Origin of the sequence: Trinickia sp. (assembly GCF_036503415.1) — a bacterium.
Classification (GTDB): Bacteria; Pseudomonadota; Gammaproteobacteria; order Burkholderiales; family Burkholderiaceae; genus Trinickia.
In genome coordinates this window covers 84,990-109,936 of the sequence record NZ_DASXWY010000058.1, presented here as the reverse complement: position 1 = coordinate 109,936, position 24,947 = coordinate 84,990, and the positions used below count along the sequence as shown (strand labels likewise).

At 62.9% G+C, this 24,947-nt stretch carries 20 protein-coding genes; 11 read left to right on the top strand and 9 right to left on the bottom strand.

Going from position 1 to position 24,947, the window contains the following annotated elements; translation table 11 throughout:
• Positions 1-6: 6 nt before the first annotated feature.
• The 3 genes from VGL01_RS08140 to VGL01_RS08130 are packed head-to-tail and all read left to right on the top strand — an operon-like array spanning position 7 to position 2,685.
• A complete protein-coding gene (locus VGL01_RS08140; RefSeq protein ID WP_331568346.1) occupies positions 7-1,176 on the top strand; it encodes an ABC transporter permease subunit in 1,170 nt (389 codons plus the stop codon).
• 19 nt (positions 1,177-1,195) lie between these two features.
• Positions 1,196-1,969 (top strand): ABC transporter ATP-binding protein, encoded by a 774-nt coding sequence (locus tag VGL01_RS08135; RefSeq protein WP_331568345.1) that lies wholly within the window; start codon positions 1,196-1,198, stop codon positions 1,967-1,969.
• Positions 1,969-2,685, top strand: a complete 717-nt coding sequence (locus VGL01_RS08130) for an ABC transporter ATP-binding protein (RefSeq protein WP_331568344.1) — start codon at positions 1,969-1,971, stop codon at positions 2,683-2,685. Before VGL01_RS08135 ends, VGL01_RS08130 begins: the two co-directional genes overlap by 1 nt.
• Before the next feature lie 103 nt (positions 2,686-2,788).
• On the opposite strand, the gene VGL01_RS08125 is transcribed toward VGL01_RS08130, so the two are convergent.
• The 5 genes from VGL01_RS08125 to VGL01_RS08105 all read right to left on the bottom strand — a co-directional run bounded on the left by VGL01_RS08125 (position 2,789) and on the right by VGL01_RS08105 (position 10,234).
• On the bottom strand, positions 2,789-3,811 hold the full coding sequence (locus VGL01_RS08125; protein ID WP_331568343.1) for a histone deacetylase family protein: 1,023 nt from the start codon (positions 3,809-3,811) through the stop codon (positions 2,789-2,791).
• 40 nt (positions 3,812-3,851) lie between these two features.
• Positions 3,852-4,688 (bottom strand): aldo/keto reductase, encoded by an 837-nt coding sequence (locus VGL01_RS08120; protein ID WP_331568342.1) that lies wholly within the window; start codon positions 4,686-4,688, stop codon positions 3,852-3,854.
• Complete coding sequence (locus VGL01_RS08115) at positions 4,685-6,049, bottom strand: aminotransferase (protein WP_331568341.1); 1,365 nt, start codon at positions 6,047-6,049, stop codon at positions 4,685-4,687. Before VGL01_RS08115 ends, VGL01_RS08120 begins: the two co-directional genes overlap by 4 nt.
• A 106-nt stretch (positions 6,050-6,155) precedes the next feature.
• Entirely contained in the window at positions 6,156-8,165 is a 2,010-nt protein-coding gene (locus tag VGL01_RS08110) for a hydantoinase B/oxoprolinase family protein (protein ID WP_331568340.1), read from the bottom strand.
• A gap of 29 nt (positions 8,166-8,194) precedes the next feature.
• Positions 8,195-10,234 carry a hydantoinase/oxoprolinase family protein gene (locus VGL01_RS08105; RefSeq protein ID WP_331568339.1) on the bottom strand — a complete coding sequence of 680 codons (2,040 nt, stop codon included), beginning with the start codon at positions 10,232-10,234 and terminating at the stop codon, positions 8,195-8,197.
• Between the two features lie 165 nt (positions 10,235-10,399).
• Between VGL01_RS08105 and VGL01_RS08100 the strand changes: the two genes are divergently transcribed.
• Positions 10,400-11,143: an IclR family transcriptional regulator gene (locus VGL01_RS08100; RefSeq protein WP_331568338.1), complete on the top strand. Its 744-nt coding sequence runs from the start codon at positions 10,400-10,402 to the stop codon at positions 11,141-11,143.
• Between the two features lie 65 nt (positions 11,144-11,208).
• On the opposite strand, the gene VGL01_RS08095 is transcribed toward VGL01_RS08100, so the two are convergent.
• Positions 11,209-12,093: a LysR substrate-binding domain-containing protein gene (locus VGL01_RS08095; RefSeq protein WP_331568337.1), complete on the bottom strand. Its 885-nt coding sequence runs from the start codon at positions 12,091-12,093 to the stop codon at positions 11,209-11,211.
• Positions 12,094-12,241: 148 nt separating this feature from the next.
• On the opposite strand from VGL01_RS08095, the gene VGL01_RS08090 reads away from it, so the two are divergent.
• From VGL01_RS08090 to VGL01_RS08065, 6 genes are all read left to right on the top strand, one after another.
• On the top strand, positions 12,242-13,720 hold the full coding sequence (locus VGL01_RS08090) for an aldehyde dehydrogenase family protein (protein WP_331568336.1): 1,479 nt from the start codon (positions 12,242-12,244) through the stop codon (positions 13,718-13,720).
• 36 nt (positions 13,721-13,756) lie between these two features.
• Positions 13,757-14,425 carry a haloacid dehalogenase type II gene (locus VGL01_RS08085; RefSeq protein ID WP_331568335.1) on the top strand — a complete coding sequence of 223 codons (669 nt, stop codon included), beginning with the start codon at positions 13,757-13,759 and terminating at the stop codon, positions 14,423-14,425.
• Positions 14,422-15,696, top strand: a complete 1,275-nt coding sequence (locus tag VGL01_RS08080; protein ID WP_331568334.1) for an FAD-binding oxidoreductase — start codon at positions 14,422-14,424, stop codon at positions 15,694-15,696. The genes VGL01_RS08085 and VGL01_RS08080 overlap by 4 nt, the downstream gene beginning before the upstream one ends.
• A 98-nt stretch (positions 15,697-15,794) precedes the next feature.
• Positions 15,795-16,745, top strand: a complete 951-nt coding sequence (locus tag VGL01_RS08075; RefSeq protein WP_331568333.1) for an ABC transporter permease — start codon at positions 15,795-15,797, stop codon at positions 16,743-16,745.
• Positions 16,746-16,749: 4 nt separating this feature from the next.
• Positions 16,750-17,601, top strand: a complete 852-nt coding sequence (locus tag VGL01_RS08070) for an ABC transporter permease (RefSeq protein ID WP_331568332.1) — start codon at positions 16,750-16,752, stop codon at positions 17,599-17,601.
• Positions 17,602-17,604: 3 nt separating this feature from the next.
• Positions 17,605-19,254, top strand: coding sequence for an ABC transporter ATP-binding protein (locus VGL01_RS08065; RefSeq protein ID WP_331568331.1), 1,650 nt, complete (start codon positions 17,605-17,607; stop codon positions 19,252-19,254).
• Positions 19,255-19,335: 81 nt separating this feature from the next.
• On the opposite strand, the gene VGL01_RS08060 is transcribed toward VGL01_RS08065, so the two are convergent.
• On the bottom strand, positions 19,336-20,862 hold the full coding sequence (locus VGL01_RS08060; RefSeq protein ID WP_331568330.1) for an ABC transporter substrate-binding protein: 1,527 nt from the start codon (positions 20,860-20,862) through the stop codon (positions 19,336-19,338).
• A gap of 408 nt (positions 20,863-21,270) precedes the next feature.
• Here VGL01_RS08060 and VGL01_RS08055 point away from each other — a divergent pair, with 408 nt between their 5' ends.
• The gene (locus tag VGL01_RS08055; RefSeq protein WP_414720197.1) at positions 21,271-22,644 is read left to right on the top strand and encodes an NAD(P)/FAD-dependent oxidoreductase; all 1,374 of its coding nucleotides are present in this window, start codon (positions 21,271-21,273) and stop codon (positions 22,642-22,644) included.
• 170 nt (positions 22,645-22,814) lie between these two features.
• Here the strand turns inward: VGL01_RS08055 and VGL01_RS08050 are convergent, their stop codons facing one another.
• Positions 22,815-23,732, bottom strand: coding sequence for a dihydrodipicolinate synthase family protein (locus VGL01_RS08050; RefSeq protein WP_331568328.1), 918 nt, complete (start codon positions 23,730-23,732; stop codon positions 22,815-22,817).
• A gap of 2 nt (positions 23,733-23,734) precedes the next feature.
• Positions 23,735-24,907 carry an L-rhamnonate dehydratase gene (locus VGL01_RS08045; protein WP_331568327.1) on the bottom strand — a complete coding sequence of 391 codons (1,173 nt, stop codon included), beginning with the start codon at positions 24,905-24,907 and terminating at the stop codon, positions 23,735-23,737.
• Positions 24,908-24,947 lie beyond the last annotated feature (40 nt).

The window sequence follows — 24,947 nt, the reverse complement described above, 5'->3', positions numbered from 1 at the left end:
CAGAAGATGACATCCATTCGTCCGATCGAAACGTCGCCCCCGCTCATCGAGGAGCGCAAGAGCGCAGAAACGCGTGTCGCGGGCGTACTTATCGCGATTTTCGTCGCCATGGCGCCGATGCTTATCGGCGCGCTTGGTGGCCCGTACTGGGTGCGTGTACTCGACTTCGCGATGCTTTACGTCATGCTCGCGCTGGGCTTGAACGTCGTAGTCGGCTTTGCGGGCTTGCTCGACTTAGGCTACATCGCGTTTTATGCTGTGGGCGCTTACACCGCGGCGCTGCTGACCTCGCCCCACCTGTCGGCACAATTCGACTGGATCGGCCGCATTTACCCCAACGGCCTGCACTTCTCATACCTCGTCGTTGTGCCAATCGCGATGGGGCTTGCTGCGCTGTTCGGCGTACTGCTTGGCGCGCCGACCCTACGTCTGCGCGGCGATTATCTGGCCATCGTGACGCTCGGCTTCGGCGAGATCGTGCGGATTTTCATGAACAATCTCGATCGCCCCCTGAACATTACCAACGGTCCGCAGGGGATTACAGGCGTCGACCCCGTGCACCTTGGGGGCTTCAGCCTCGCGAAGTCGCATACGGTTTTCGGCTTTCGGTTGTCGTCGGTTGTCCTCTACTACTACTTGTTCGTGTTCTGTTCGCTGCTCGTGATCTGGGTGTGCACGCGACTGCAACATTCGCGCATCGGTCGCGCATGGGCCGCGATCCGCGAAGACGAGATTGCGGCTAAAGCAATGGGCATCAACACCCGTAACGTAAAGCTGCTCGCGTTCGCGATGGGCGCTTCATTCGGTGGGCTCTCAGGCGCCATGTTCGGCGGCTTCCAAGGGTTCGTTTCCCCTGAATCGTTCACCTTCTGGGAATCGGTTGTCGTGCTGGCGTGTGTGGTGCTGGGCGGCATGGGCCACATCCCTGGCGTGATTCTCGGCGCGGTACTGCTCGCGGTCTTCCCCGAATTTCTGCGTTCGACGATGGGGCCACTCCAGTACTGGCTATTCGGTCATCAAATTCTCGACACTGAAGTGATTCGTCAGCTTCTGTACGGCTTGGCGATGGTGGTCATCATGCTGTATCGCTCTGAAGGTCTGTGGCCGGCGCCCAAGCACGAGGACGAGATTGCAAGGGTAGCGAGACGCAACAGCAAGAAGCCGGTGCGCGCATAAGGACAGTGGGAAGACTCAAATGAGCAACAACATTCGACTGTCCGTGAAGGGCGTGAGCAAGCGTTTCGGCGGCCTGCAGGCGCTGTCGGACGTGGGCCTGCAGATCACCGAAGGCGAGATCTACGGTCTGATCGGCCCGAACGGCGCCGGCAAGACGACATTCTTCAACGTGATCACGGGGCTTTACACGCCGGATTCGGGCGAGTTCAAGCTGGACGGCGAAATGTACACGCCGATGGCCGTGTACAAGGTCGCGAAGGCGGGGATCGCGCGCACGTTCCAGAACGTTCGTCTTTTCGGCGGCATGACAGCGTTGGAAAACGTGATGGTGGGCCGGCACGTGCGCACGAAGCACGGCCTGCTCGGTGCCGTATTCCAGACGCCGGCGGAGCGGCAGGAAGAGAGCGAGATCAAGGAACGCGCGCTCGAGCTGCTCGAGTACGTCGGCATCGCACAGTACGCGGACTACACGTCGCGCAACCTGTCGTACGGTCACCAGCGGCGTCTGGAGATTGCCCGTGCGCTCGCGACCGATCCGAAGCTGCTCGCGCTTGACGAACCGGCCGCCGGCATGAACGCGACGGAGAAGGTCGAGCTCACGAGGCTGCTCGACAAGATCCGCGGCGACGGCAAGACGATCCTGCTGATCGAACACGACGTGAAACTGGTAATGGGCCTGTGCAACCGGATGACGGTGCTCGACTACGGCAAGGTGATCGCCGAAGGTCTGCCACACGACGTGCGGCGCGATCCGAAGGTGATCGAGGCTTATCTGGGTGCGGGGGGCCACTGATGGCTACGACAATGTTGAAAATCAGGGGCCTGCAGGTCAACTACGGCGGCATCCAGGCAGTCAAGGGCGTCGACATGGAAGTCCAGCAGGGCGAGCTCGTCACGCTGATCGGCGCCAACGGCGCCGGCAAGACGACGACCATGAAGGCGATCACGGGTCTCAAACCCTACTCGGCCGGCGACATCGAATACATGGGTCAGTCGATCAAGGGCATTCCGGCACACGAACTGCTGAAGCGTGGCCTGGCGATGGTGCCGGAAGGCCGCGGCATTTTCGCGCGCATGTCGATCGTCGAAAATATGCAGATGGGCGCGTACCTGCGCAACGACAAGGAAGGCATCAAGAAGGACGTCGACCGCATGTTTGGCTTCTTTCCACGCCTGAAGGAGCGCGCGTCGCAGCTCGCGGGCACGCTGTCGGGCGGTGAGCAGCAAATGCTGGCGATGGCGCGCGCGATCATCTCGAAGCCGAAGCTGCTGCTGCTCGACGAGCCGTCGATGGGTTTGTCGCCGATCATGGTTGAGAAGATTTTCGAAGTGGTGCGCGAAGTGTCGAAGGAAGGCATCACGGTGCTGCTCGTCGAGCAGAACGCGCGGCTTGCCTTGCAGGCTGCGAATCGCGGCTACGTGATGGATTCTGGCACAGTGACGATGTCGGGGGACGCGAAGCAGATGCTCGACGATCCGAACGTGCGCGCAGCGTATCTCGGTGAATGAGAGAAAATTGACGCCGCGCTTTCGGCTGCGCTTCGACGTGACACGCCCGCCAAAGAAGACGTGGCGCGCCGTACGATTCAACGCCTATCTCCGGCGTAGCACTTTAGCCGCCCTGGAACGTTGCAAGGAATAGCTGCAGGCATGCGCCCAGTTGCGGGTTGATGTAACCACCTTCCTGAACAAGCAGCGTGGGAACATTCAGGGCGGCTAGCAAGGATGCTGCTTTTGCGAAGCCATTATTCGTTAGCTGGAAAGTCTTCATCGGATCGTGTATCGACCCGTCGAATCCTAGTGAAATTACAATAGCGCCCGGATTGAACGCCATGATTCGTTGGACCACCTGGATAACTGCATTGAGCCAGACTTCATCTCCGGTACCAACGGGGAGCGGCATGTTGAGATTGAAACCTTCGCCGGCATCTGCGCCAATTTCATCGTCGTACCCAGCATAGAACGGCGCGCGCTCCGAAGGGTCTGCATGAATGGAGCAAAAAAGAACATCGGAACGGCGATAAAAGATGTGCTGAGTTCCGTTTCCATGGTGCACATCCAGGTCGACGACAGCCACTTTTCCGAAGCGCTTCGTCAATTGTTGTGCCGCGATCGAGGCATTATTTAGAAAACATACACCAGACATCATGTCAGGGAAGGCATGATGACCGGGAGGCCGGCATAGCGCGTAGACCTGTTTTGCGCCCTCACCGAGCGAACGCGCACCATTGAGCGCGACGCACGCGCTGGCGAAGACAGCCTTCCACGTATCTCTTGTGATTGGGCACGAGGTTGAATTACTGTACCAGCCGAGCTCGCCAAGAAGATTTTGGGGTTTGCGCGACATCCTATGCGTAGGATGTACGTTTGGCACTGCGTCGGGGCCAAACTCCGCTTGTTTTTCCCAACGCGAGTAGACCGTCTTGAGAAATTCGACGTAGGCCGGATCGTGGATATCTAAAATCTCGTTCAGGCCGCTCAGTTCTGCAGACCTTACGTCGTGCCCTGCATGAGTCACGATGTCCAGGAAGATTTCGTAACGTTCTGCCCTGTCGACTTGCGGGATGAATTTTCCGCCGCGAAATACACGCTCGGGGTCGTGCAGAGCCTGGTCCTTGTGGTGAAAAACTAGCATCCGAATCCTTATCGCGAGTTTGGAGCCGAGTACGACAGCGTCAGGCGTTATCCCACTCAGGCGCCCACGCCACTTTGCTGACCCGTCCGTCGGGACGAGCGAGCGCGGCGATGCGGCGCATTTCGTGTGGGTCGAGCGCGAAATCGAACACGTCGATGTTTTCGCCGATCCGAATCTCGTTTGACGACTTCGGCACTGCCGCAACGCCGGGCTGCTGGATGAGCCAGCGCAGCAAGACTTGCGACGGCCGTTTTCCGTGGCGCGCCGCGATTTCCGCGATCAGCGGTTCGTCGAGGAGCCGCCCGCTGCCCAGCGGCGTATGCGCGACGAAGGTGATTCCGTGACGCGCGCACGCATCAAGCACCTTTCGCTGGTCCAGATACGAGTGGTATTCGCACTGATTCACCGAAAGCCGTACCGGCGATAATTCCACCGCGCGGTCGAGCCAAGCCACCGGAAAGTTCGACACGCCGACTTGGCGAGCGAGTCCTTGATGATGCGCATCGGCGAGCGCGCCGAGTTGCTCTTTGAGCGGCACGTCGGGATTCGGCCAGTGAATCAGCAATAGATCGACGTAATCGAGTTTCAGCTCGGACAGGCTTCTTTCGAGCGAACGCTTGAAAGCCGCCGTGCGCAGTTCTGTCCACCAGACTTTCGTGGTCACGAACAGATCATCGCGTGCGATGCCGCTTTGCCGAATGCCTTCGCCGACCGCGGCTTCGTTTTCGTAGCGCGCGGCGGTATCGATGTGCCGGTAGCCCTTTTCGATCGCCGTACGCACTGCACGCACGCCCTCGTCGTGTGTCGATCGCCATGTACCTAAACCGATCGCGGGCAGATGCAGTGTCGTCATGGTTGCCTCGAGGTTCGTCGTCATGCGGGCAGCGTGTCGTTCAAGGCAGCCTGCACACGCTCCACGATCTTGTCGGCCTGTCTACGCGTCGTGATCAACGGCGGCGCGAAGCCGACGATATCCGTCCCGAGCGCGCGTATCAACAGACCATGCTTGCGCGCCGCCGCAACCACACTTGCGTTGATGCGGCGCTCGGGCGCGAACGGCGTGCGCGACCTCGAATTTTCCATCAGTTGAATCGCCATCAGCATTCCGACGCCGCGAATGTCGCCGACGTTGCGATGCGTACCGAACGTCGTGCGTAAGCGCTCGAGAAGATACGCACCGACTCGATCCGCGTTGTCGACGAGCTTTTCGCGCTCCATGATGTCGAGATTCGCAAGCCCCGCGACCGCGCCAAGCGGATGTCCCGAATACGTCCAGCCGTGACCCATCATCCCGTGCTCGCGCGATCCGCTCATCAGCACGTCCCAGAACGCCTCGCCGACCACAACCGCGGACATCGGCGCATAGGCGCTCGTTAGTCCCTTCGCGAAAGTCAGCAAATCGGGCGCGATGCCGAAGCGCTCGGAACCCGTGCGTGCTCCGAGGCGCCCGAAACCGCATACGACTTCATCCGCAATCAACAGAATGTCGTGGCGGCGTAAAGTGGCTTGTACCGCGGGCCAATAACCTTCGGGCGGCGGCACGATGCCACCGGTGCCGTTCATCGGTTCGGCGATGAATGCGGCGATCGTGTCGGCGCCTTCGGATTCGATCAACGCTTCGAGTTCGGCGATGCATTGCGCGGTGAAGTCCGCTTCGCACACGCCAGGGGCAGCGTTGCGGTAGTGATCCGGACACATCGCGCGCACCACGCGATCGAAGGGCGAATCGAAATTCGCATGGTAGGCCGGCAGGCCCGTCAGCGCGCCCGTGACGATGCCCGAGCCGTGATACGCGCGATCGCGTGCGATGATTTTCTTCTTGTTTTTACGGCCCAGAATATTGTTGTAGTACCAGACGAGCTTGATTTGCGTTTCGTTCGCGTCCGAACCCGACATGCCGTAAAACACCTTCACCATGCCCGGTGGCGCCCAATCCTCGATCAACCGTCGCGACAATTCGATCACAGGCTCGTTACCGCTGCCGACGTAGGTGTGGTAGTACGACAGCCGCTTGCATTGCGCGGCCATGCGATCGGCGATTTCTTCGCGGCCATAGCCAACGTTGACGCAATACAGTCCGGAGAATCCGTCGATGTACTCGCGCCCGTCGACGTCGGTGAGATAGATGCCGTGCCCTTTGTCGAGGATGAAGCCGGGCAGGGCGCCAGTTGCGTGATCGTTTGCGTGCGTGCCTGGATGAAAAAAGTGACGCCGATCTGTTTCGTGCAGCGATGTCATTGCTCACCCTTCAAAAACGCGTTTGACCGGATGCCGCGCGTGCACCGCCTGCCGTCAAAGGAAAACCGGCAGGCCTCGCGCATCGCGGCGGCATCGGCGAGGGACGTCAGGCCGCGCGCTGTGCCTCGATCAGTTGCGGATACTTGGCCGCGACTTCGGCGAAGATCTCGCGGATCGCCTGACCGCCCGGCTGCAGACGGCCGTCGGCTTCCCATGCATCGAATGTGTCGAAGATTTTGTGCTTGAGGAAGTGACGCCATACCACCGGCACCGCCGCGAGGATCTCCGTCAGCACCGCGTAGCGTTCGCGGGTCCAGCGCGCCTCGTAGGCCGTGCGCGCCGCTCCGTAATCGAAGTGCCCGACGGGGCCGGCGGGCGCTTCGGCCGCGAGCGCGGCGCGTTTCGCCTTGGTCTTGTCCGCATCCACTTCGCCGGCATTCAGCACCACCCCGTACAGCGTCAGCGCATCGGCTTCGCTCAAGTAGCCGCGCAGAACATCGGTGGCGACCCTCTGCGGATCGCGCTCGTACGGATTTCCGTAACCGCCGCCGCCGCAGCCTTCCAGGCGGATCACGTCACCGGGGCCGCACACGACGAGATCGGTGACGCCGAGATCTTCCGCGCGCTCGGTGTCCGGATTGCGCGTGAAGCGCGAATTCGATCCCGCCTTGCCGCCCAGCACGCCCCATGACGCGAAGCGCGAACGGTCGCGATTGCGTGCCGTGACCAGCGTGCCGGGCGAGAACACCCGGAATTCCATGACCGTGCCAAGGCCACCGCGATAGCGTCCCGCGCCCGCGCTGCCCGGCACCATGCCGTACTTGAGGATGCGGATCGGCACTTCGGCTTCGTTGATCTCGACCGGGGTGTTGCGCAGAAACGCGACGTTCGCTCCCGATGCGTCAGAACCGTCCGCGCTGATCATGCCGCCTGCGCCGCCGCCCACCGGACCGATGGCGGCGATCACGGTACGGCCGTCGCTATCGACCGTGCGCACGTTGAGAATCGACATGCCGCCCGCTGGGCACGCGGGCAGGCGCTCGGGGCAGACCATCGAGAACGCGCCGAAGGTGACGTTCTGCGCGACCTTGCAGGTCAGACTGCGCATGCCGACCGCAGCGGGCGGCACGCAGTTCATGATCGTGCCTTCCGGCAGCACGCAGCGCGCGACCTTCAGCATGCCCGCGTTCAGCAGCAGATCGGGATGCAGCGAATAGAGCACGTAGTTCAGCCCGACGAGGGCGAGCACGTGCCGCTCCTTGCCGCCGGTCGGCATGTTCAGCGACGAATTGAGCTGCGGATCGCTGCCCGTGAAGTCGAGCACGAGCGATTCGCCTTCGACCTTCAGGTTGAGCGCGACGCGTAGCGGCTTGCCGTTGACCGAATCCTCGTCCGCGTATTCGGCGAAGAAGTATTCGCCGTCGGGCATGGCGGCGACGATCGCGCGCGCCTGTTCCTCCGAGTAGTCGATCATCGCGTGCATGCCCGCCTTGAAGTCGTCGACGCCGAAGCGTTCGATGATCTCCAGCACGCGCCGCTCGCCGGTCATCAGCATCGCGATCTGCGCCTTCAGGTCGCCGCGATTCTGCTCGGGGGCGCGCACGTTGATTGCCATGTGATCGAGCAGCGTTTCGTCGAGCACGCCGGCACGCATGATCTTGGTCGGCGCCCAGCGGATGCCTTCCTGATAGATCTCGGTGAGCGTGCGCGACAGCGAGGCTGGCACCGCGCCGCCCATGTCGGTGTTGTGAATATGGCCGCCCACGTAGCAGACGATCTCGCCGTTGTAGAACACCGGCTTCCACATCATGACGTCGGGCGTATGCGTGGCGACGTAGCCGCTATAGGCATCGTTGGTCATGCCGATGTCGCCGGGTTCGTAGTGATCGATCGCCTCGATCACCGAGCCGAAGTCGAGGCCCGGATACCAGGTTGCGCCGAGCGTCTTCGGCGACGCGAAGGTGAGGCCTTCCGGCGTCATGATCGTGCAGGAGAAATCCTCGGTTTCCTTGACGAAGGCCGAATGCGCTGTGCGCATCAGCGTATGCGCCATGCTTTCGGCGGCCGCCACGCAATAATTGGCGAAAATCTGCAGAACGGATCGGTCGAATGTCATTGTCTCAGTCCTTCGAAAGTCATCTGCGCTCACTGCAGCGACAGCAGCAGGTTGCCGTATTCGTCGACGACGGCTTCGCAGCCGGGCAGCACGCAGGTCGTCGTATCGTCCTGCGCGATGATCGCGGGGCCGTCGAAACGGTGGCCCGCCAGCAGCGCCGAGCGGTGATAGAGCGGCACGGTGCGCCATGCGTCGTCCAGGTAGACGTCGATCATCGCCTCGACGGGCGGTGCGCCTTCGCCCACGGCGATCTTCGGCATTTCGGGCTTCGGCGTGGGCAGGCTGATCACGAGGCGCAGGGCCACGACCTGCACGGGCGACGCGGCATCGCTGTGGCCGTACAGGCGGTGATGTTCGCGATGGAATGCGTCGGCGATGGTCGCCATGTCGCCGTTGCGGATCGATTGCGGGTCGAGCGGCGTGTCGACTTCGAACGACTGGCCGCGGTAGCGCATGTCGGCCGACACCGACATCTCGGCGCCCTTGTCCGAGCCGGTCTCGCTGACGATCCAGTCGCGCGCCTGCTTTTCGAGCGTGGTGAGATCGACGGACAGTTTGTCGAGCGAGGCGGCGTCGAGCGGGTAGTAGGTGGTGCGCACGAAGTCGTTTTTCGTGTCGGCGATCAGGCCGCCCAGCGCGCTCAGCACGCCCGGCGTGGTGGGCACGACGAGATGCTTCATGTTCAGCGCGCGGGCGAGGAAACCGCCGAGCATCGGCCCGGCGCCACCGAACGGCATCAGCGAGAACGTGCGCGGATCGATGCCGAAGCGCGACACGATGCGGCTGACGCCGCCGTACATGCCGGACACGGCGACATCGATGATCGCCGCGGCGGTCCGATGCACATCCAGCCCGAGGCGCTGGGCGAGCGGCTCGATCGCGCGGCGGCTCGCGTCGACGTCGACCTTCACCGCGTTATAGCCGAGCGACGCGCGGCCGAGCACGCCGATCGCTGCGAACGCGTCGGTGATGGTAGGGCGCGTGCCGCCGCGGCCATAGCACACCGGGCCAGGATTCGAGCCGGCGCTCTCGGGGCCGACCTTCAGCACGCCGAAATCGTCTACCCAGGCGATCGAGCCGCCGCCGTCGCCGATCGACGACACGGATACCGACGGAATGTGAATCTGGAAGTCGCCGATGTATTCGCCGGTGGCGTACTGCGGCTTGCCATCGACGATCAGCGCGACATCCGCGGTCGTGCCGCCGATGTCCAGGCTCATGCAGTCCTTGATCTTGCAGATGCCGGCCAGATACGACGCGCCGATCACGCCGGCGGCGGTGCCCGACAGGATCATTTGCACGCAGTTGCTCTTGCCGTTTTCGGCGCTCATCACGCCGCCGTTGGACTTGGTTACCTTGAGATCCGCGCCGACGCCGCTCTCGGCGAGCGCGGCCTGCAGGCGCGAGAGGTATTGCGAGACACGCGGCTGCACATAGCCGCCGATCGTGGCGGTGACGGTGCGCTCGTATTCACGGATGATCGGCCACACTTCGTGCGAGCACGACACGAAGAATCCGGGCGCGGCCTTTTCGATGATCGCCTTGACCTGCTGCTCGTGCGCGGGGTTGCGGTACGAATGCAGCAGCGAGATGACCACGCCTTCGCATTGTGCCGCCCGTAGCGCGGCGAGCGCGGCCAGCACGCTGGCTTCGTCGATGGGTGTTTCCTCAGTGCCGTCCGGACGCATGCGGCCATCGACGCCGATCACGCGGTCGCGCGTGACGAGCGGATCCGGGCGGCGCGACATCAGGTGATACATGTCGGGGATCTTCAGGCGCGCGATGTCGAGCACGTCCTCGAAATGGCGTGTCGTGATGAGCGCGAGGCGCAGGCCCTTGCGCATCACCACCGCGTTCACGCCAACGGTCGTGCCGTGCGTGAAGTAGGTGACGTCGCGCGGGTCGATGCCGAAACGCTCGCGCAAGCCTTGCATGCCGTCGATCACTTCGCTGCCCGGCGAGTCCGGCCGCGAAAAAACCTTCAGTGTGCGCGTGGTCCGCGTCTCGTCGTCCAGCACGGCGAAGTCCGTGAACGATCCACCGATGTCTACTCCGATTCTCAAGCCCATTGCCTTCCTCTGCGTTTCTCTAGGTAAGCCTTGCGACGCTCGCGCGTCTGCGGATTGGCCGTTGCATTCGCTCTTGCTGTGTGCCACAATACGGCACGCCGTGCTTCAATGTGGTACGAGTTGGCAAGTTAGCATGCGCGCTTGTCGATCGCAAGGAATCAAAAGATGAACAGCCTCCTGAAGAGCATCGAGATCATCGAGACCATCTCGCAGCATCAGCCGATCGGAGTCAGCGAACTCTCGAAGCTGCTGAACATGCCGAAGTCGAGCGTGCAGCGCGTGTTGATGACGTTTCAGGAAGCGGGCTGGCTGCGTCAGGCCGGCAGCGAAGTGACGCGCTGGGAGATCGGCGCGCGGGTAGTGGGCGTGCGGCCCAGCGCATTGAAGGGCGGCGCATTGCAGAAAGCCGCGCGCCAGCCGATGCAGGACCTGTGCGACCTCGTCAACGAAACCGTTCATCTCTCGATCCCGGACGGCACCACGGCGATGGTTCTCATCGAGGAAACCGAGTGCAAGCAGCACGTCCGTACGGCGTACTCCATCGGAAACGTGTCGCCGTTCCATGCGACCGCCAACGGCCTAGCGATCCTCGCGCACATGACCGGGGACCAGATCGACACGATCCTCGGGCGCGATCTGCCGAAGTACGGCGAGCACACCATCAACGATCCCGCGCTGATCCGCAAAGAGCTCGAGCGCGTTCGCACGCGCGGCTATTCCGTCAATCTAGGCCAGTACCGCCACCAGATCTATGCCATCGGTGCGCCGATCTTCGACGGGAACGGCGTCGCGGTGGCAAGCGTGTGCTTTTCGATGCCCGGCTCGCGCTTCGAAGCGGACCGGATCGAGGAATGGGGGCGTGCGGTCAGGAATACAGCCGACGAAATCAGCGGCGCGAGCGTCGGCTAAGCACCGGCGCTGCGAGAGCGGGCGGCGGTGCTGCCCGCGCGGCAGACCGGTCCTGCAGCACGCCGTCAGCCGCTGCTTTCCCTGAACGCGTCGGCGAAGGACTTCGCCAGCATGTTCATGGGAATGTTGAGCGGATAGACGACGTAAGTGGAGAACTCGATGCGCTTCGAGAACGGCAGGATGGCGAGCTGGCTCGCGTATTCGCGCGCGACCAGTTGATTCATGACGCTCACGCCCAAACCGCACGCAACCATCCGGCAGATCGCCGCGGCGAAATGCGATTCGTAGGCGAGGATGCGCTTGTCTTCGCCGTCGATTTGACAGGCGTCGTCGATCCGCTTGCGCATCACGTCGCTCGATTTGAGCGACAGAAAGCGTTCGCCGACGAGGTCCGCCGGCGTGACCGTGCCACCGCGCTCGGCGAGCCGGTGATCGCTCGGCACGATGCACACCCCCCGGCTCTTGCGCGCCACCTCCGACGCGACACTCGTTCCGTTGAAGATCTCGGAGGCGATGCCGACATCGGCATAGCCGGTTGCGAGCCACTGGCACACGGTCAGCGAATCGGCGACCTGCAACGTGACGTCGACATCGGGATAACGCTGCGCGAAAACGTGAATGGCATCCGGTACGGCGACGATCGCCATGGATGGCACGGCCGCGACACGCAGACGGCCGCTGCCGCGTTTTCGAATGGATTCGGCTTTTTCCTCGAGCCCGCGCAGACTCGCGAACGTATGTTCGACGTCGCGGAAGAACACCTGGCCTTCGAGCGTGGGCATCAGCTTGCCGATCTGGCGTTCGAACAGCTTGATGCCGAGACGCCGTTCCAGTTGGCCGATGACACGGCTGATGTTCGATTGCGACGTGTGCAGATCTTTTGCGGCCTGCGTCATCGAACCCGACAACATGACCGCGCGAAAGGCCTGAACTTCGCGAAAATTCAGCATCGGGCGGGCCATATCAAAAATGTATGGCCTACGATTATATGCGTATTTGTCAAAGAAAATTGTCGTTCTTACACTCGCCGTAACTTGATGAAACGCCGATATGACACGCGCACAGCGGCGCTCATCCCATGGACATGACCGGGTCCCTATGAACGACATGAAGGGCGACACTTCACCTCACATCCCGGTTCCAAGCGGACACTTCATTGGCGGCAAACGCGTCGATGGCCGTGAGGAGCTGGAGGTCCTGCGCCCCTCCGATGGTGGCGTGATGGGCACGCTGCCCGACGCCTCCGACGATCTCGTCGATCAGGCCGTGTGCGATGCCCACCGCAGCTGGCTCGCAAGCGGCTGGGGCACGCGTGCGCCGCGCGAGCGCGCCCGCGTGCTGTCGCGCTGGGCCGACCTGATCGACGCGAACGCGGATTCTCTCGGGCGTCTCGAGGCGATCGGCTCGACCCGGCCCATTGCTGAAGCGCGCGCCTTCGATGTGCCGTTCACCGCGGAGTGCATCCGCTTCTTCGCTGAGTGCGCCGACAAGTTCGGCGGCGACGCAGTGCCGACGACGCACCACAGCCTGGGCCTCGTCCTGCCGGAGCCGTATGGCGTGGTGGCGGCCATCGCGCCGTGGAATTTCCCGCTTTCGATGGCTTCGTGGAAATGCGCGCCCGCGCTCGCGGCCGGCAACGCGATGGTGCTCAAGCCGTCCGAGCTGACGCCTTATTCGGTGATGCGTCTCGCCGAACTCGCGATCGAAGCGGGCTTGCCGGCGGGGGTGTTCAACATCGTGCAGGGCCGCGGTGCCGGCGCGGGCGCGGCGCTCGTGAGGCATCCGCTCGTCGGCAAGGTGTCGTTCACCGGTTCGACCCGCACGGGCGCCGCGATCATGAGCGAGGCGGCGCATCACGGCACGAAGCCGGTCACGCTCGAACTCGGCGGCAAGAGCCCACAAGTGGTGTTCGACGACGCCGGCGACATCGACGCGGTCGCCGGCCGCGTCGTGCGCGGGTTCACGTCGAATGCGGGGCAGGCCTGTGTGTCCGGCACGCGGCTGATCGCGCAGCGCGGCATCGCCGGGCCGTTGATCGAAGCGATCATCGCGAAGATCGACGCGCTGCGGCCAGGACCGACCTGGCGTGAACCGAGTTGCTTTCCGCCTATCATCAACGGGCAGCAGGCCCGCAACATCCACGCGGCGGTCAGGCAGACCATGGACGAAGGCGCAAGCGCGCTGTGCGGCGCCGATTTCTTCGAGCACGACAGCGAGGGTTATTACTACCGTCCGACGCTGCTCGCCGACGTGACGAGTCGGTCGCTCGCGGTGCGCGAAGAAATCTTCGGCCCGGTGTTGACCGTGCAGACCTTCGACGACGAAGAGGAAGCCCTCGCGCTCGCCGATCACGCCAGCTACGGCCTGGCGGCGGCCGTCCATACGCTCGACCTCGGCCGGGCGCTGCGGGCGACGCGCCGCATCCAGGCGGGCACCGTGTGGGTGAACCGTTTCGGCCGCACCTGGGACTTCATCATCCCGACCGGCGGTTTCAAGGGATCGGGCATGGGCAAGGATCTGGGCCGCCAAGCCTTCGAAGGCAGTCTTCGCTACAAGTCGGTACTCATCGATTTCTAATTCCGGGCGACGCGCCCCAATTGCCGAGGAAATAACATGTCGTTGTTCAAGCCCAAGTACATCACCTTCGATTGCTACGGCACGCTGATCTACTTCGAGATGGCGCCGGCCGCGAGCGCGCTCTATGAGGACCGTGTGCCTGCCGCGCGCATGCGCGCGTTCACCGACGCCTTCGCCGCTTACCGTCTGGACGAAGTGTTGGGTGCGTGGAAGCCGTACGAACAGGTGGTCGACAACGCCATCCGCCGTACCTGCAAACGCTTTGGCGTCGAATATCGGGAAGGCGACGGCAAGGCCATCTACGATCAGGTGCCGGGCTGGGGGCCGCACCCGGACGTGCCCACCGGTCTCGCCAAGGTCGCGAAGGAATTCCCGCTGGTCGGCCTGACGAATGCGTCGAACGTGCAGATTCCTCACAACATAGCGCGCATGGGCGCGCCGTTCCATGCGGTCTACACGGCCGAACAGGCGCAGGCGTACAAACCGCAGATGAAGGCGTTCGAGTATCTGCTCGACCAGTTGAACTGCGGTCCGGAAGACATCCTGCACGTGTCGTCGAGCTTCCGCTACGACTTGATGACCGCGCACGACATGGGCATCAGGAACAAGGTGTGGGTCAACCGCGGCCACGAGCCGGCCAATCCGTTTTACGGCTATACGGAAATCAAGGATATCGGTGGTCTTGCCGCCGTCGTCGGGCTATGAGACTCGAATCTTTCTGGCTGGCAACAGCGCCGCGCTTCGAGGCCGGCGCGACCGGCGACCTGCCGGCGCGTGCGGACGTCGTGGTGATCGGCGGCGGCTTCACGGGGCTGTCGGCGGCGCTGTCGCTCGCGCGCAAGGGCGTCGACGTGGTGCTGCTCGAAGCGTCGCGCATCCACGGCGAAGCCTCGGGCCGCAACGGCGGACATTGCAGCCCGGGCACCTCGCAGAGCCTGCCGGATCTGATCGGGCGCTACGGCGAGCAGCTTGCGAAGCAGTATTATCAGACCTACACCGACGCGGTCGATTACGTCGAGCAACTGGTCAGCCGCGAACAGATCGATTGCAGCTTCGTTCGTCACGGCAAGCTCAAGCTCGCCAGCAAGCCGAGCCATATGGCCGGCATCGCGCGCAACCACGAAGCGTTGCGCAAGCATCTGCTTTCGGATGTCGAATTGCTGTCGGCCAGCGACGTGCGCCGCGAGATCGCCTCGGATGCGTTTCATGGCGGCATGCTCGATCGGCGTGGCGGCCAGATGCACATGGGCCGCTTCGGCACCGGACTGGCGACGGCGGCGGCACGTCACGGCGCGCGCGTCTTCGAGCATGCGGCGGTCACGAAGCTCGTCCCGCTCGGCGGAGACCGGCACCGCATCGTGACGGCGAAAGGCGAGATCGAGGCAGGACGAGTGCTGCTCGCCACCGGCTGCTCGAATCATGGGCCGTTTGGCTGGTGGCAACGCCGCATCGTGCCGGTCGGCAGTTTCGTGATCGTCACGGAACCGATTCCGCAACTGCTCGACCGCGCGCTGCCCAACCGCCGCAACTACGTGACGAGCCTGAACTTCGGCAACTACTTCCGGACGACGGACGACGACCGGCTGGTGTGGGGCGGCCGCGCACAATTCGCGCGCAGCAATCCCGCTTCGGACCGCAAGAGCGGACGGATTCTGAAAGAGTCGCTGGACAAGCTGCTGCCGGATTTCCGCGACGTGCGCATCGAGTATTGCTGGGGCGGCCTCGTCGAGGCGACCGCGGATCGTCTGCCGTCGGCGGGCAAGCACGAGGGGCTTTATTATTCGGTTGCCTACAGCGGACACGGCACGCAGATGTCGACCTACATGGGCGACGTGATGGCCGATATCGTGATGGGCGGCGCGCGCGCCAATCCGTGGGCGCGTGAGGACTGGAAGGCCTTGCCGGGCTACGCGGGGCGCGAATGGTTCCTGCCCCTGGTGGGCGCGTATTTCCGCTTCAAGGACGCGATCTCATGATGCCCTGACAGCGGAGCGGTTGTTTCGAGCGCGATCCGGTCCGGCGTCTCGCAAAGCCGGACCGGCGCACCTGAATACCGAGGTTACCGAGGTGAAATATGAATCGCGTCGTGCTGCGCATGGTGAGCCGCCGCATCGCAATTGGTGCGCTCACGCTGTTTCTGGTTTCCGCGCTCGTCTTCTTCATGGCCAGCTTGCTGCCGGGCGACGCGGCCCAGATGGCGTTGGGCCAGTACGCCACGCCTGAAACGGTGGCGATGCTGCGCAAGGAGCTGGGGCTCGACGAACCGCTGCTGCTGCGCTTCTTCACGTGGCTCGGCGGGATGATGAGCGGCAACTTCGGGATTTCGTACGCGGCGCAAGTGCCGGTCAAAAGCATCGTGCTGGCGCGCATTCCGAATACGCTGATGCTGGCCGGCGCGGCGACCGCTACCTCGGTGCCGATCGCGCTGGTGCTCGGCATCGTCGCGGCGATGGTGCGCGGCACACTGCTCGACCGGGTGATCGGGGTCTTGACGATGTCGGTGGTCGCCGTCCCCGAATTCCTGCTCGCCACGCTCGCCGTGCTGCTGTTCGCGGTCAAGCTGCACTGGGTGTCGGCCGTGTCGGTCAATCCCGATGTGTCGAGCGTCGGCGAGTTCTTCAAGTCGTACAGTTTGCCGGTGCTGGTGCTGTGTTGCGTCGTGGTCGCGCAGATGGCGCGGATGACGCGCGCGGCGCTCGTCAACGAACTCGATGCGCCGTATGCGGAGATGACCGTGCTCAAGGGCCTGCGTCCGTCGCGCACCGTGTTGTGCCATGCGCTGCCCAACGCGATCGGACCGATCGTCAATGCGATGGCGCTGAGCCTATCGTATCTGCTCGGCGGCGTCATCATCGTCGAGGCGATCTTCTCCTACCCGGGGCTTGCCAGCACGCTGGTCGACGCGGTCAGCAACCGCGATCTGCCAATCGTCCAGTTCTGCGTGCTGTTCTTCAGCACCTGTTATCTGCTTCTGCTATTGCTTGCGGACATCGCTACGATCGTCTGCAACCCGAAATTGCGGTGACGCCATGACCTTCCTTCTTTCGCCGCGCCGGATCGGGCGCTTCTTCATGTCCCTGAGCGGGCTCGGCCGCATCGGTCTTTTCCTTTCGCTCGCGTGGGTCCTCATCGCCATTTTCGGTTCCTTCATCGCGCCTTACGGCATGATGGACATGAGCGGCGGGAAGGTGTTCGCATCGAGCAGTCTTGCATATCCGCTCGGCACCGACTTCCTGGGCCGCGACCTGCTGAGCCGCATTCTGTACGGCGCGCGCTATTCGATCGGGCTCGCGCTTGCCGCCACCGTCATCGCGAGCGTGAGCGGCACGCTGCTCGCGCTGGTGTCGACAGTGATCGGCAACTGGTTCGACGAGATCGTCTGCCGCATCGTCGATGCGTTACTCGTTACACCGAGCAAGATCCTCGCGCTGCTCGTCATCGCTATCTACGGTTCGGATCTGCGTGTGTTGGTGCTGACGGCTGGCGTCATTTACATGCCGGGCGCATTCCGTATCGCGCATTCTCAGGCGGTCGGCATCAATGCGATGGAATACGTCACGGTCGCGCGCCTGAACGGCGAAAGCGCCTTCCATATCGCATGCCGCGAGATCCTGCCCAACATGATTCATCCGATGCTGACCGACTTCGGCCTGCGTTTCGTCTACAACGTGCTGATGCTGAGCGGCCTGAGCTTCCTCGGCCTTGGCGTGCAGCCGCCGTATGCCGACTGGGGATCGCTTGTGCGCGAGAACCTCTCGGGTCTTTCTTTCGGTGCGCCGGCGGTGATCATGCCGGCGCTCGCGATCGCCACGCTGACGATCGGCGTCAACCTCCTGATCGACAGTCTGGCCGTGCGCAGGCGCGGCGGCGCACGGGGATAAGCCATGTCGACCGAATGTCTCGTAGAAGTTGCCAATCTGCAGGTCGTCGCACGTGGTGACGATGGCGCCGAAATACCGATCGTCAAAGACGTCAGCTTCTCGATCCGGCGCGGCGAAGTGCTCGCGCTGATCGGCGAATCCGGCTCGGGCAAAACGACGATTGCGCTGACGTTGCTCGGCTACGCTCGGCGTGGCTGCCGGATCGCTGGGGGGCGCGTCGGCGTCGGCGGAACGGATGTCCTGGCGGCGGCGCCTGCGGCATTGCGCGACCTTCGCGGCCGGCGGGTCGCCTATGTCGCGCAGAGCGCATCGGCGTCGTTCAACCCCGCGCTACGCGTCATCGATCAGGTGATCGAAGGCGTGTGCGTGCGCCGGCTGATGAGCCGCAAGGCCGCGCGAGAGAAGGCCGTCGGGCTCTTCCGCGCGCTCGCGCTGCCGTCGCCGGAGGCTATCGGCGAGCGTTATCCGCACCAGGTATCGGGCGGTCAGCTGCAACGGCTGATGGCGGCGATGGCGCTGATGTCGGACCCCGAAGTCGTGGTGTTCGACGAGCCGACCACGGCGCTCGACGTGACGACGCAGATCGAAGTGCTGCGCGCGTTCAAGCGTGCGATCGCACAGTTCCATATCAGCGCGGTGTATGTGTCGCACGACCTCGCGGTGGTGGCGCAGATTGCCGATCGCGTGCTCGTCCTGCGCAACGGGGAGATTCAGGAAGAGGGCGTGCTCGGACAGATCATCGATGCGCCTGCGCATCCATACACGCGCAGCCTGCTGGCCGCTGCCGAGCCGTCGTGCCGCCTGACAGAGGAAGACGCCGATCAGGCCGGAAAGCAACCGGCATTGCTCGAAATCAGCGATTTAATCGCCGGGTACGGCGAGCGCGACCGCGCGGGCATGCCGTCCGTGCGCGTCCTGGACGACATCAATCTGACGCTGCGGCGCGGCACCACGCTCGGCGTGATCGGCGAATCGGGCTCGGGCAAGTCGACGCTCGCCTATGTGATCGCGGGGATGCTTGCGCCGGCGCGGGGCGTTCTCCGTTTCGCCGGCAAGCCGTTGCCGGGTGAGCATGGCAAGCGCGATCGCGGTCTATATCGACGCATTCAATTGGTATTCCAGAACGCCGACAAGGTCCTCAATCCGGCGCAGGACATCCAGACGATTCTGTCGCGGCCGCTGCGGCATTTCGAACGCTGTGCGTCGAAGGAGGTGCCGGCGCGCGTCGCCCGTCTGCTCGACCTGGTGGAGCTGCCATCGTCGATTGCGCATCGACGTCCCGCCGAGCTCTCGGGCGGCCAGAAACAGCGCGTCAACTTGGCGCGCGCGCTGGCGGCCGATCCCGACCTGATCATCTGCGACGAAGTGACGTCGGCACTCGATACCGTGGTGGGCGCGGCCATCCTCGATCTGCTGGTCGAGCTGCGGCACGAGCTGAACATGTCATATCTGTTCATCAGCCACGATCTTTCGACCGTGCGCTCGATTTGCGACGACATCGTCGTGCTGTTCAAAGGCCAGAAGGTCGATGCGTGCAACCCCAGCACGCTGCTCACCCAGCCACGGCACCCGTATACATCGCTGCTGATTGATTCGGTGCCCGAGATGCGGGCCAACTGGTTGGAGGAAACGGCGTTGCGCGCGAAGGCCTGACGCCGCTGCAAAGCGCAAACTCCCAACGAAAAAATGCCGTTCAGCCTGGCGACTGAACGGCATTTTGCCTTGCCACGGAGTTCAGGCGCGCCAGACCGCTTCGGCGAACCGGTAGCCCATGTTCATGCCCGACGGATTCGATTGGTAGCCGCGCACCTTCTTCGAGACGCCGTCGAGGATGACGTCGAACACCGGAATCACGGTGCCGGCGCTTTCGTGCACCAGCGTCTGCATGTCGCCATAGATCGCCTTGCGCTTGTTGAAGTCGCCTTCCGCGCGCGCCGCACTGAGCAGTTGGTCGAGCTTCGGATTCTGCCAATGCGCTTCATTGGTCGGCGACTTCGAGGAATAGAACAGCTGGAAGATCATGCCGACGTTCGGCCGGTTGGAGATCGAGCCGTAGGTGATCGGGCGCTTGGTCCAGTAGGTTGACCAGTAGCCATCGGTCGGCACCTGACGTATGACGAAGTTGAAGCCCGCCTGTGCGCCGAAGCTTTGCAGGAACTGCGCGCCTTCCACGGCTGCCGCAATGCCCGGCTGGCAATAGATTTCCATCGACTTCCCCACGAGCCCGCCTTTTTTCAGATGGAACTTCGCCTTGTCGAGATCGAACTGGTGTTGGGGCAGGCCTTCGAGGTAGTACGGGTCCCACGGCGCGACCGGATGGTCGTTGGCGATCACGCCGTAGGTCTGCATCACGTCGTTCACCATGCGCTTGCGATCCTGGAGGCAGCGCGTGGCCGAGACGAAGTCTGGATTCCCGGTGATCGGGTGATCCTGGCGCAGGATCAGATCGGTGTAAATCGCGAGCTTGTTGGCCACCAACTGCACGTTGGCGTTGCTCTTCACCTGTGCGGCATAGCGGTGATCGACCAGCGAGCAAATGTCGATGTCGCCTGCCAGCACCGCGTTCACGCGCGCGCTGTTATCGGGCAAGCCGATGATCTCGACGGTATCGAGATGAGGCAGGCCCGACTTCCAGTAATTCGGATTGCGCTTGGCGGAGAATTTGCCGCCGGGCGTGAACGTGTCGACGATGAACGGACCTGTGCCCACCGGTTTCGCAAAATCCTTCGTGTTGTTCTTGACGATCAGGAAGTAGCTGCTGCCGAGCACGGAGGGCAGATCGAAGTTCGGCTGGTCGAGCACCAGCGTCAGTTCAGATTTGCCCGCGGCCTTGATCTCTTTGAAGCCGCTGGCGATCGCGAAGGCCTTCGATGCCGTGGCGGGGTCCTTGTGACGCGCGAGCGAATAGACGACGTCTTCACTGGTCAACTCGGCGCCATCGTGGAAATGCACGCCCTGCTTGAGACCAATGTGCCACGTCATGCCGTCGGTGCTCTCGAGCTTGTCGGCGAGCGCGTTGCTGGGCGTGAGCGTGCCGTTGAACTCGGTAAGCGCGTTGAACACGCAAAACTGCTTGGTCCAATCGCCCGAATGCCCGCCCTTGGCCGGATCGAGCGTGTCGGACATCGAACCGTTCTGCACCGCCATGCGCACGTTGCCGCCCTTGCGCGGCGCCTCGTCCGCCATCGCGATGCCCGGCAAGGCGGTTGCTGCGCCTGCCGCGGCGAACATCGCAAGGAAGTCTCTTCTGCTGGCTTTCATCGGGGTCGTCCTCTGGTCTCATCGTGATCAGCGGTCTTGCGTCAGGGAGATCGCGCTCGTCGCTACATTCGCTGATCCGGCCGCTAGTCGGTCCATTTTATTGATGGATCCGCTGCACATCCAAATACGCCATATTTGACCCCCCATCACTTTTTGATATGGGTACGCACCTAAACCCCTGGCTGTTTATTCGCGACATCTTCGAGGCACGTGTCGAGCCGCCCGCTGCACAGCGCTCACCATATCAAAAAAGCATGTCCTCCCAATACTTGCGAATTTGTCATGGCGGACGCTCCTTCTTAAACTTCGACGTCATCCGCATACCGACACGCGTATCAAAAGCGACGAAACAGCGACGAAACATCGCTTCTTTGCGTCGCTTTGTCGATCGAGACAACGATGTCGGCGATGTTCCTACTGCACGCTTTTTCCCTAAGACCCGGCCGAAAAGTGAGACAACCGTTATTGAAAATCAACACCGACGTGACGCTGCCGACGCACGTGGACGTCGCGGTGATCGGCGGCGGCGCGGCGGGCGTAGCGACGGCCTATGAACTGAACCGGCTCGGCAAGCACGTCGCGGTCTTCGAAAAAGGTCATGTCGCCGCGGAGCAGAGTAGCCGCAACTGGGGGTGGTGCCGAACGCTCGGGCGTGACATGCGCGAGCTGGCCGTGGCGAAACTGAGTGTGCAGCGCTGGACGGATCTCGCCGACGAGATCGGCGTCGACGTCGGGTTTCGCAAGACGGGGATCACTTTCGTCACGCGCAGCGAAGAGGAACTCGCCGGTTGGCATGCGTGGTGCGATTTTGCGCGCAGCAGCGGCGTCGCGGCGGAGATGCTGTCGCGCGAGCAAGCGAACAAGGTCTACGCCGATGGCTGCGCGCCGTGGATCGGCGGCGTGCGCACTTTCGACGACGGTTATGCCGATCCGTCTTGCGCGATTCCCCTGCTTGCACAGCGAGCTGCCGCGCAAGGGGTCGCGATTCTGCAGGACTGCGCGGTCAACGATCTGGTTTTCGAGGCGGGCCGCATCGCCGGCATAGAGACGGAGCGCGGACGCGTGCGCGCCGATGCGGTGGTGATTGCGGCAGGCGCATGGTCGTCGCTCTTCTGTCTGAAGCAGAAGATCGTGCTGCCGACGCTGAACGTCTATTCGTCGGCATCGAAATCGCACAGCGATATTCGTCTCGCCTTCAGTGGACCGCTGAAGGCGCCGGAATTCGCGCTGCGAGAGCGTGCCGATGGCGGCTACACCCTCGCGAAGAGCGGGCGGGGCACCGTGCACGTGGTGCCTAATGCGCTGCGCTACGGCATGCGTTTCAAAGGGCTGTATGCGAGCCGCCGCAACAGCATCAAGGTGCAATTCGGCGGCGAGTTCTTTCGGCAACTGTGGAGCGAGTTCAGCTATCTGCATCTCGGACGCTCACCGTTCGTGCGCAATCGCGTGCTCGATCCGGCGCCCGACCTGTCGCTGGTGCACTCCGCCTATGACGAGGCGCGCAAAGTATTTCCGCAGTTCGATCCGTCGAAAGTCGACATCGCGTGGGGCGGCGCCATCGACAATACGCCTGACGGCATTCCGGTCGTCTCCGAATGTAGTCAACATCCCGGCGTGTATCTGTGCACCGGCTTCAGCGGACACGGCTTCAGCAGCTCGCTCGGCGCCGCCCGCATGCTCGCTGAGGCAATCGCAACCGGTCAGGCTTCCGACGATCTGAAGCACATGTCGCATCGGCGCTTCATGACGGGCGAGACACTCGCCCCCAACATCATCTATTGACCAAGGCATCGGACAGGCGTCGCCCGGCCGGCGCACTGTCGACTCTAGTGTGGAAAGTCACTTCGGGAACACGTGCGGGTATGTCGGATTGGAAGTGTTCGGCGGTCTGATCGGTGTTTCCTTTTTCCATGGTAGCGGCGGCCTTTGAGGGCCGCCTGGCCGTCTTTCCCTTACCGGCCCCAGGACAGCACGAGCGGATCGAGCCGGCGAGCCGCGTCGAGCAGACCCGCGCGAACTTGCGGATGCAGCTCCGGCCAAGGCGAGCGTGGCTGGTCGCAGTCGATCACGCCGCCTTCCTTCATCAGCGCTTTCGCGGCCAGAAAGCCTGCCTGGCGGTTTTCATAGTTGATGAGGGGCAGCCAACGAGCGTATTGCGCAACTGCTTCGTCGCGTTGGCCCGCGAAGTAAGCGTCGATGATCTGGCGGATGCCGTCCGGGTAGCCTGCGCCCGTCATCGCGCCTGTAGCGCCCGCATCCAGGTCGGCAAGCAGCGTGATCCCTTCCTCGCCGTCCCAAGGTCCTTCGATCGCATCGCCGCCCAGCTCGACGAGCTCGCGCAGCTTCGAGGCCGCGCCGGCGGTCTCGATCTTGAAGTACGACACCGCTTCGATCTCGCGAGCCAGCTTGGCAAGAAACGGCGCAGACAATGTCGTGCCGCTGGCGGGCGCGTCTTGGATCATCAACGGTATGCCCAGCCCGGCCGTCGCTTCGCGGAAGAACGCCTGAATCTGCGCCTCGGGTACGCGGAACGTCGCGCCGTGATAGGGCGGCATCACCATCACCATAGCCGCACCGAGCGCTTGCGCATATCGGTTACGCTCGGCACAAATCCGCGCGCTGAAATGCGACGTCGTCACGATCACCGGTACCCGGGCGGCAACATGCTCGAGTGTCGTGCGCGTGATCAGATCACGTTCGTCATCGCCAAGCGCGAATTGTTCCGAATAGTTTGCGTGAATGCAGATTCCGTTCGAGCCTGCATCGATCATGAAATCGAGGCACCGGCGCTGACCGTCGAGGTCGAGTGCGCCGTCTTCCTTGAAGATCGTCGGCGCGACGGGAAACACACCTTGGTAACGTGCGCTCATGGTCACTCCACGATCTCGAACTGATCCAGAAACTCGGTCTTCAGCGTAAGACCCAGGCCTGGCACGTCATCGCGCAGTTGCAGGAAGCCGCTTTCGGCAACCGGCTCGCCGTCGAAGATGTAGTAGAAAAGCTCGTTGCCCACCTCGACGTCGAACATCGGGAAGTACTCGCTCATCGGCGAGGCAAGCGTGCTCATCGTCAGGTGGTAGTTGTGCATTTGGCCGGCGTGCGGAACCACCGGTACGCTGTACGCTTCGCACAGCGCGTTGATCTTGTGTGCCATCGTGATGCCGCCGACACGATTGGTGTCGTACTGCACGACCGACACGGCCTTGCGATCGAGCAGCTGCTTGAAGCCGTACAGTGAGAACTCGTGCTCCCCGCCCGAGATAGGAATACTCGTCAACCGATTCAGCTCAGCGTAGCCGTCGATGTCGTCCGCGATGACGGGCTCCTCGAGCCAGCGCGGTTGGTATTGCTCGAGCTTCGGCAGAATACGCTTGGCGTATTCGACGTTCCATCCCATGTAGCACTCGAGCATCAGATCGTTGTCGTAGCCGATCACCTCACGCACGGCCTCGACCGATTTCAGATTCTCGACGACACCCTGCTGACCGTGCGCGGGCCCATAGCCGAAGCGCATCTTGAACGCGCGGAAGCCTTCGTCCAGATATTTTTGCGCCTCTTCTTGCATGGCCTTCGGGTTGGTGCGATAGAGCTTCGAGTAGTAGCAGGGGATCTTTTCCTTCGTGCGGCCGCCGAGCAACTTGAACACGGGCTTGCCGACGCTCTTGCCGAGGATGTCCCAGATCGCGATGTCGACTGCCGAAATCGCGGCCATGCCGATGCCCTTGCGCCCCCATGCGTGCGTCGCGCGGTACATGCGCTGGTTCAGATACTCGTAGTCCCACGGGTCCTGACCGATGACGAGCGGCGCGAGATACTCGTCGATGATGGCCTTCGCGACCTGCGGGGCGAGGGCCACGTTGCCGAGACCGACGATGCCGGAATCGGTCTCGACTTCGACGACCGTCCACGAGTGGAAGCGGAAGGTGCTCATCGTTTCTTGCGGCGCGTAGAGCAGGTCCATCGCGTTCGAGCAGAAATTGCCTTGAGGCGGCACGGTCTTGCCTTTCCATTTGAAAAGGCGTGCGCGCACGGATTTGATTTTCATTCGGATGTCTCGGTTGTTTCGTAATGCTTCGTCATGAGGT

Coding starts and splice junctions, on each gene's coding strand:
- VGL01_RS08140 (WP_331568346.1), top strand. CDS start 7: ATGACATCCATTCGTCCGATCGAAACGTCGCCCCCGCTCATCGAGGAG.
- VGL01_RS08135 (WP_331568345.1), top strand. CDS start 1,196: ATGAGCAACAACATTCGACTGTCCGTGAAGGGCGTGAGCAAGCGTTTC.
- VGL01_RS08130 (WP_331568344.1), top strand. CDS start 1,969: ATGGCTACGACAATGTTGAAAATCAGGGGCCTGCAGGTCAACTACGGC.
- VGL01_RS08125 (WP_331568343.1), bottom strand. CDS start 3,811: ATGCTAGTTTTTCACCACAAGGACCAGGCTCTGCACGACCCCGAGCGT.
- VGL01_RS08120 (WP_331568342.1), bottom strand. CDS start 4,688: ATGACGACGAACCTCGAGGCAACCATGACGACACTGCATCTGCCCGCG.
- VGL01_RS08115 (WP_331568341.1), bottom strand. CDS start 6,049: ATGACATCGCTGCACGAAACAGATCGGCGTCACTTTTTTCATCCAGGC.
- VGL01_RS08110 (WP_331568340.1), bottom strand. CDS start 8,165: ATGACATTCGACCGATCCGTTCTGCAGATTTTCGCCAATTATTGCGTG.
- VGL01_RS08105 (WP_331568339.1), bottom strand. CDS start 10,234: ATGGGCTTGAGAATCGGAGTAGACATCGGTGGATCGTTCACGGACTTC.
- VGL01_RS08100 (WP_331568338.1), top strand. CDS start 10,400: ATGAACAGCCTCCTGAAGAGCATCGAGATCATCGAGACCATCTCGCAG.
- VGL01_RS08095 (WP_331568337.1), bottom strand. CDS start 12,093: ATGCTGAATTTTCGCGAAGTTCAGGCCTTTCGCGCGGTCATGTTGTCG.
- VGL01_RS08090 (WP_331568336.1), top strand. CDS start 12,242: ATGAACGACATGAAGGGCGACACTTCACCTCACATCCCGGTTCCAAGC.
- VGL01_RS08085 (WP_331568335.1), top strand. CDS start 13,757: ATGTCGTTGTTCAAGCCCAAGTACATCACCTTCGATTGCTACGGCACG.
- VGL01_RS08080 (WP_331568334.1), top strand. CDS start 14,422: ATGAGACTCGAATCTTTCTGGCTGGCAACAGCGCCGCGCTTCGAGGCC.
- VGL01_RS08075 (WP_331568333.1), top strand. CDS start 15,795: ATGAATCGCGTCGTGCTGCGCATGGTGAGCCGCCGCATCGCAATTGGT.
- VGL01_RS08070 (WP_331568332.1), top strand. CDS start 16,750: ATGACCTTCCTTCTTTCGCCGCGCCGGATCGGGCGCTTCTTCATGTCC.
- VGL01_RS08065 (WP_331568331.1), top strand. CDS start 17,605: ATGTCGACCGAATGTCTCGTAGAAGTTGCCAATCTGCAGGTCGTCGCA.
- VGL01_RS08060 (WP_331568330.1), bottom strand. CDS start 20,862: ATGAAAGCCAGCAGAAGAGACTTCCTTGCGATGTTCGCCGCGGCAGGC.
- VGL01_RS08055 (WP_414720197.1), top strand. CDS start 21,271: ATGTTCCTACTGCACGCTTTTTCCCTAAGACCCGGCCGAAAAGTGAGA.
- VGL01_RS08050 (WP_331568328.1), bottom strand. CDS start 23,732: ATGAGCGCACGTTACCAAGGTGTGTTTCCCGTCGCGCCGACGATCTTC.
- VGL01_RS08045 (WP_331568327.1), bottom strand. CDS start 24,907: ATGAAAATCAAATCCGTGCGCGCACGCCTTTTCAAATGGAAAGGCAAG.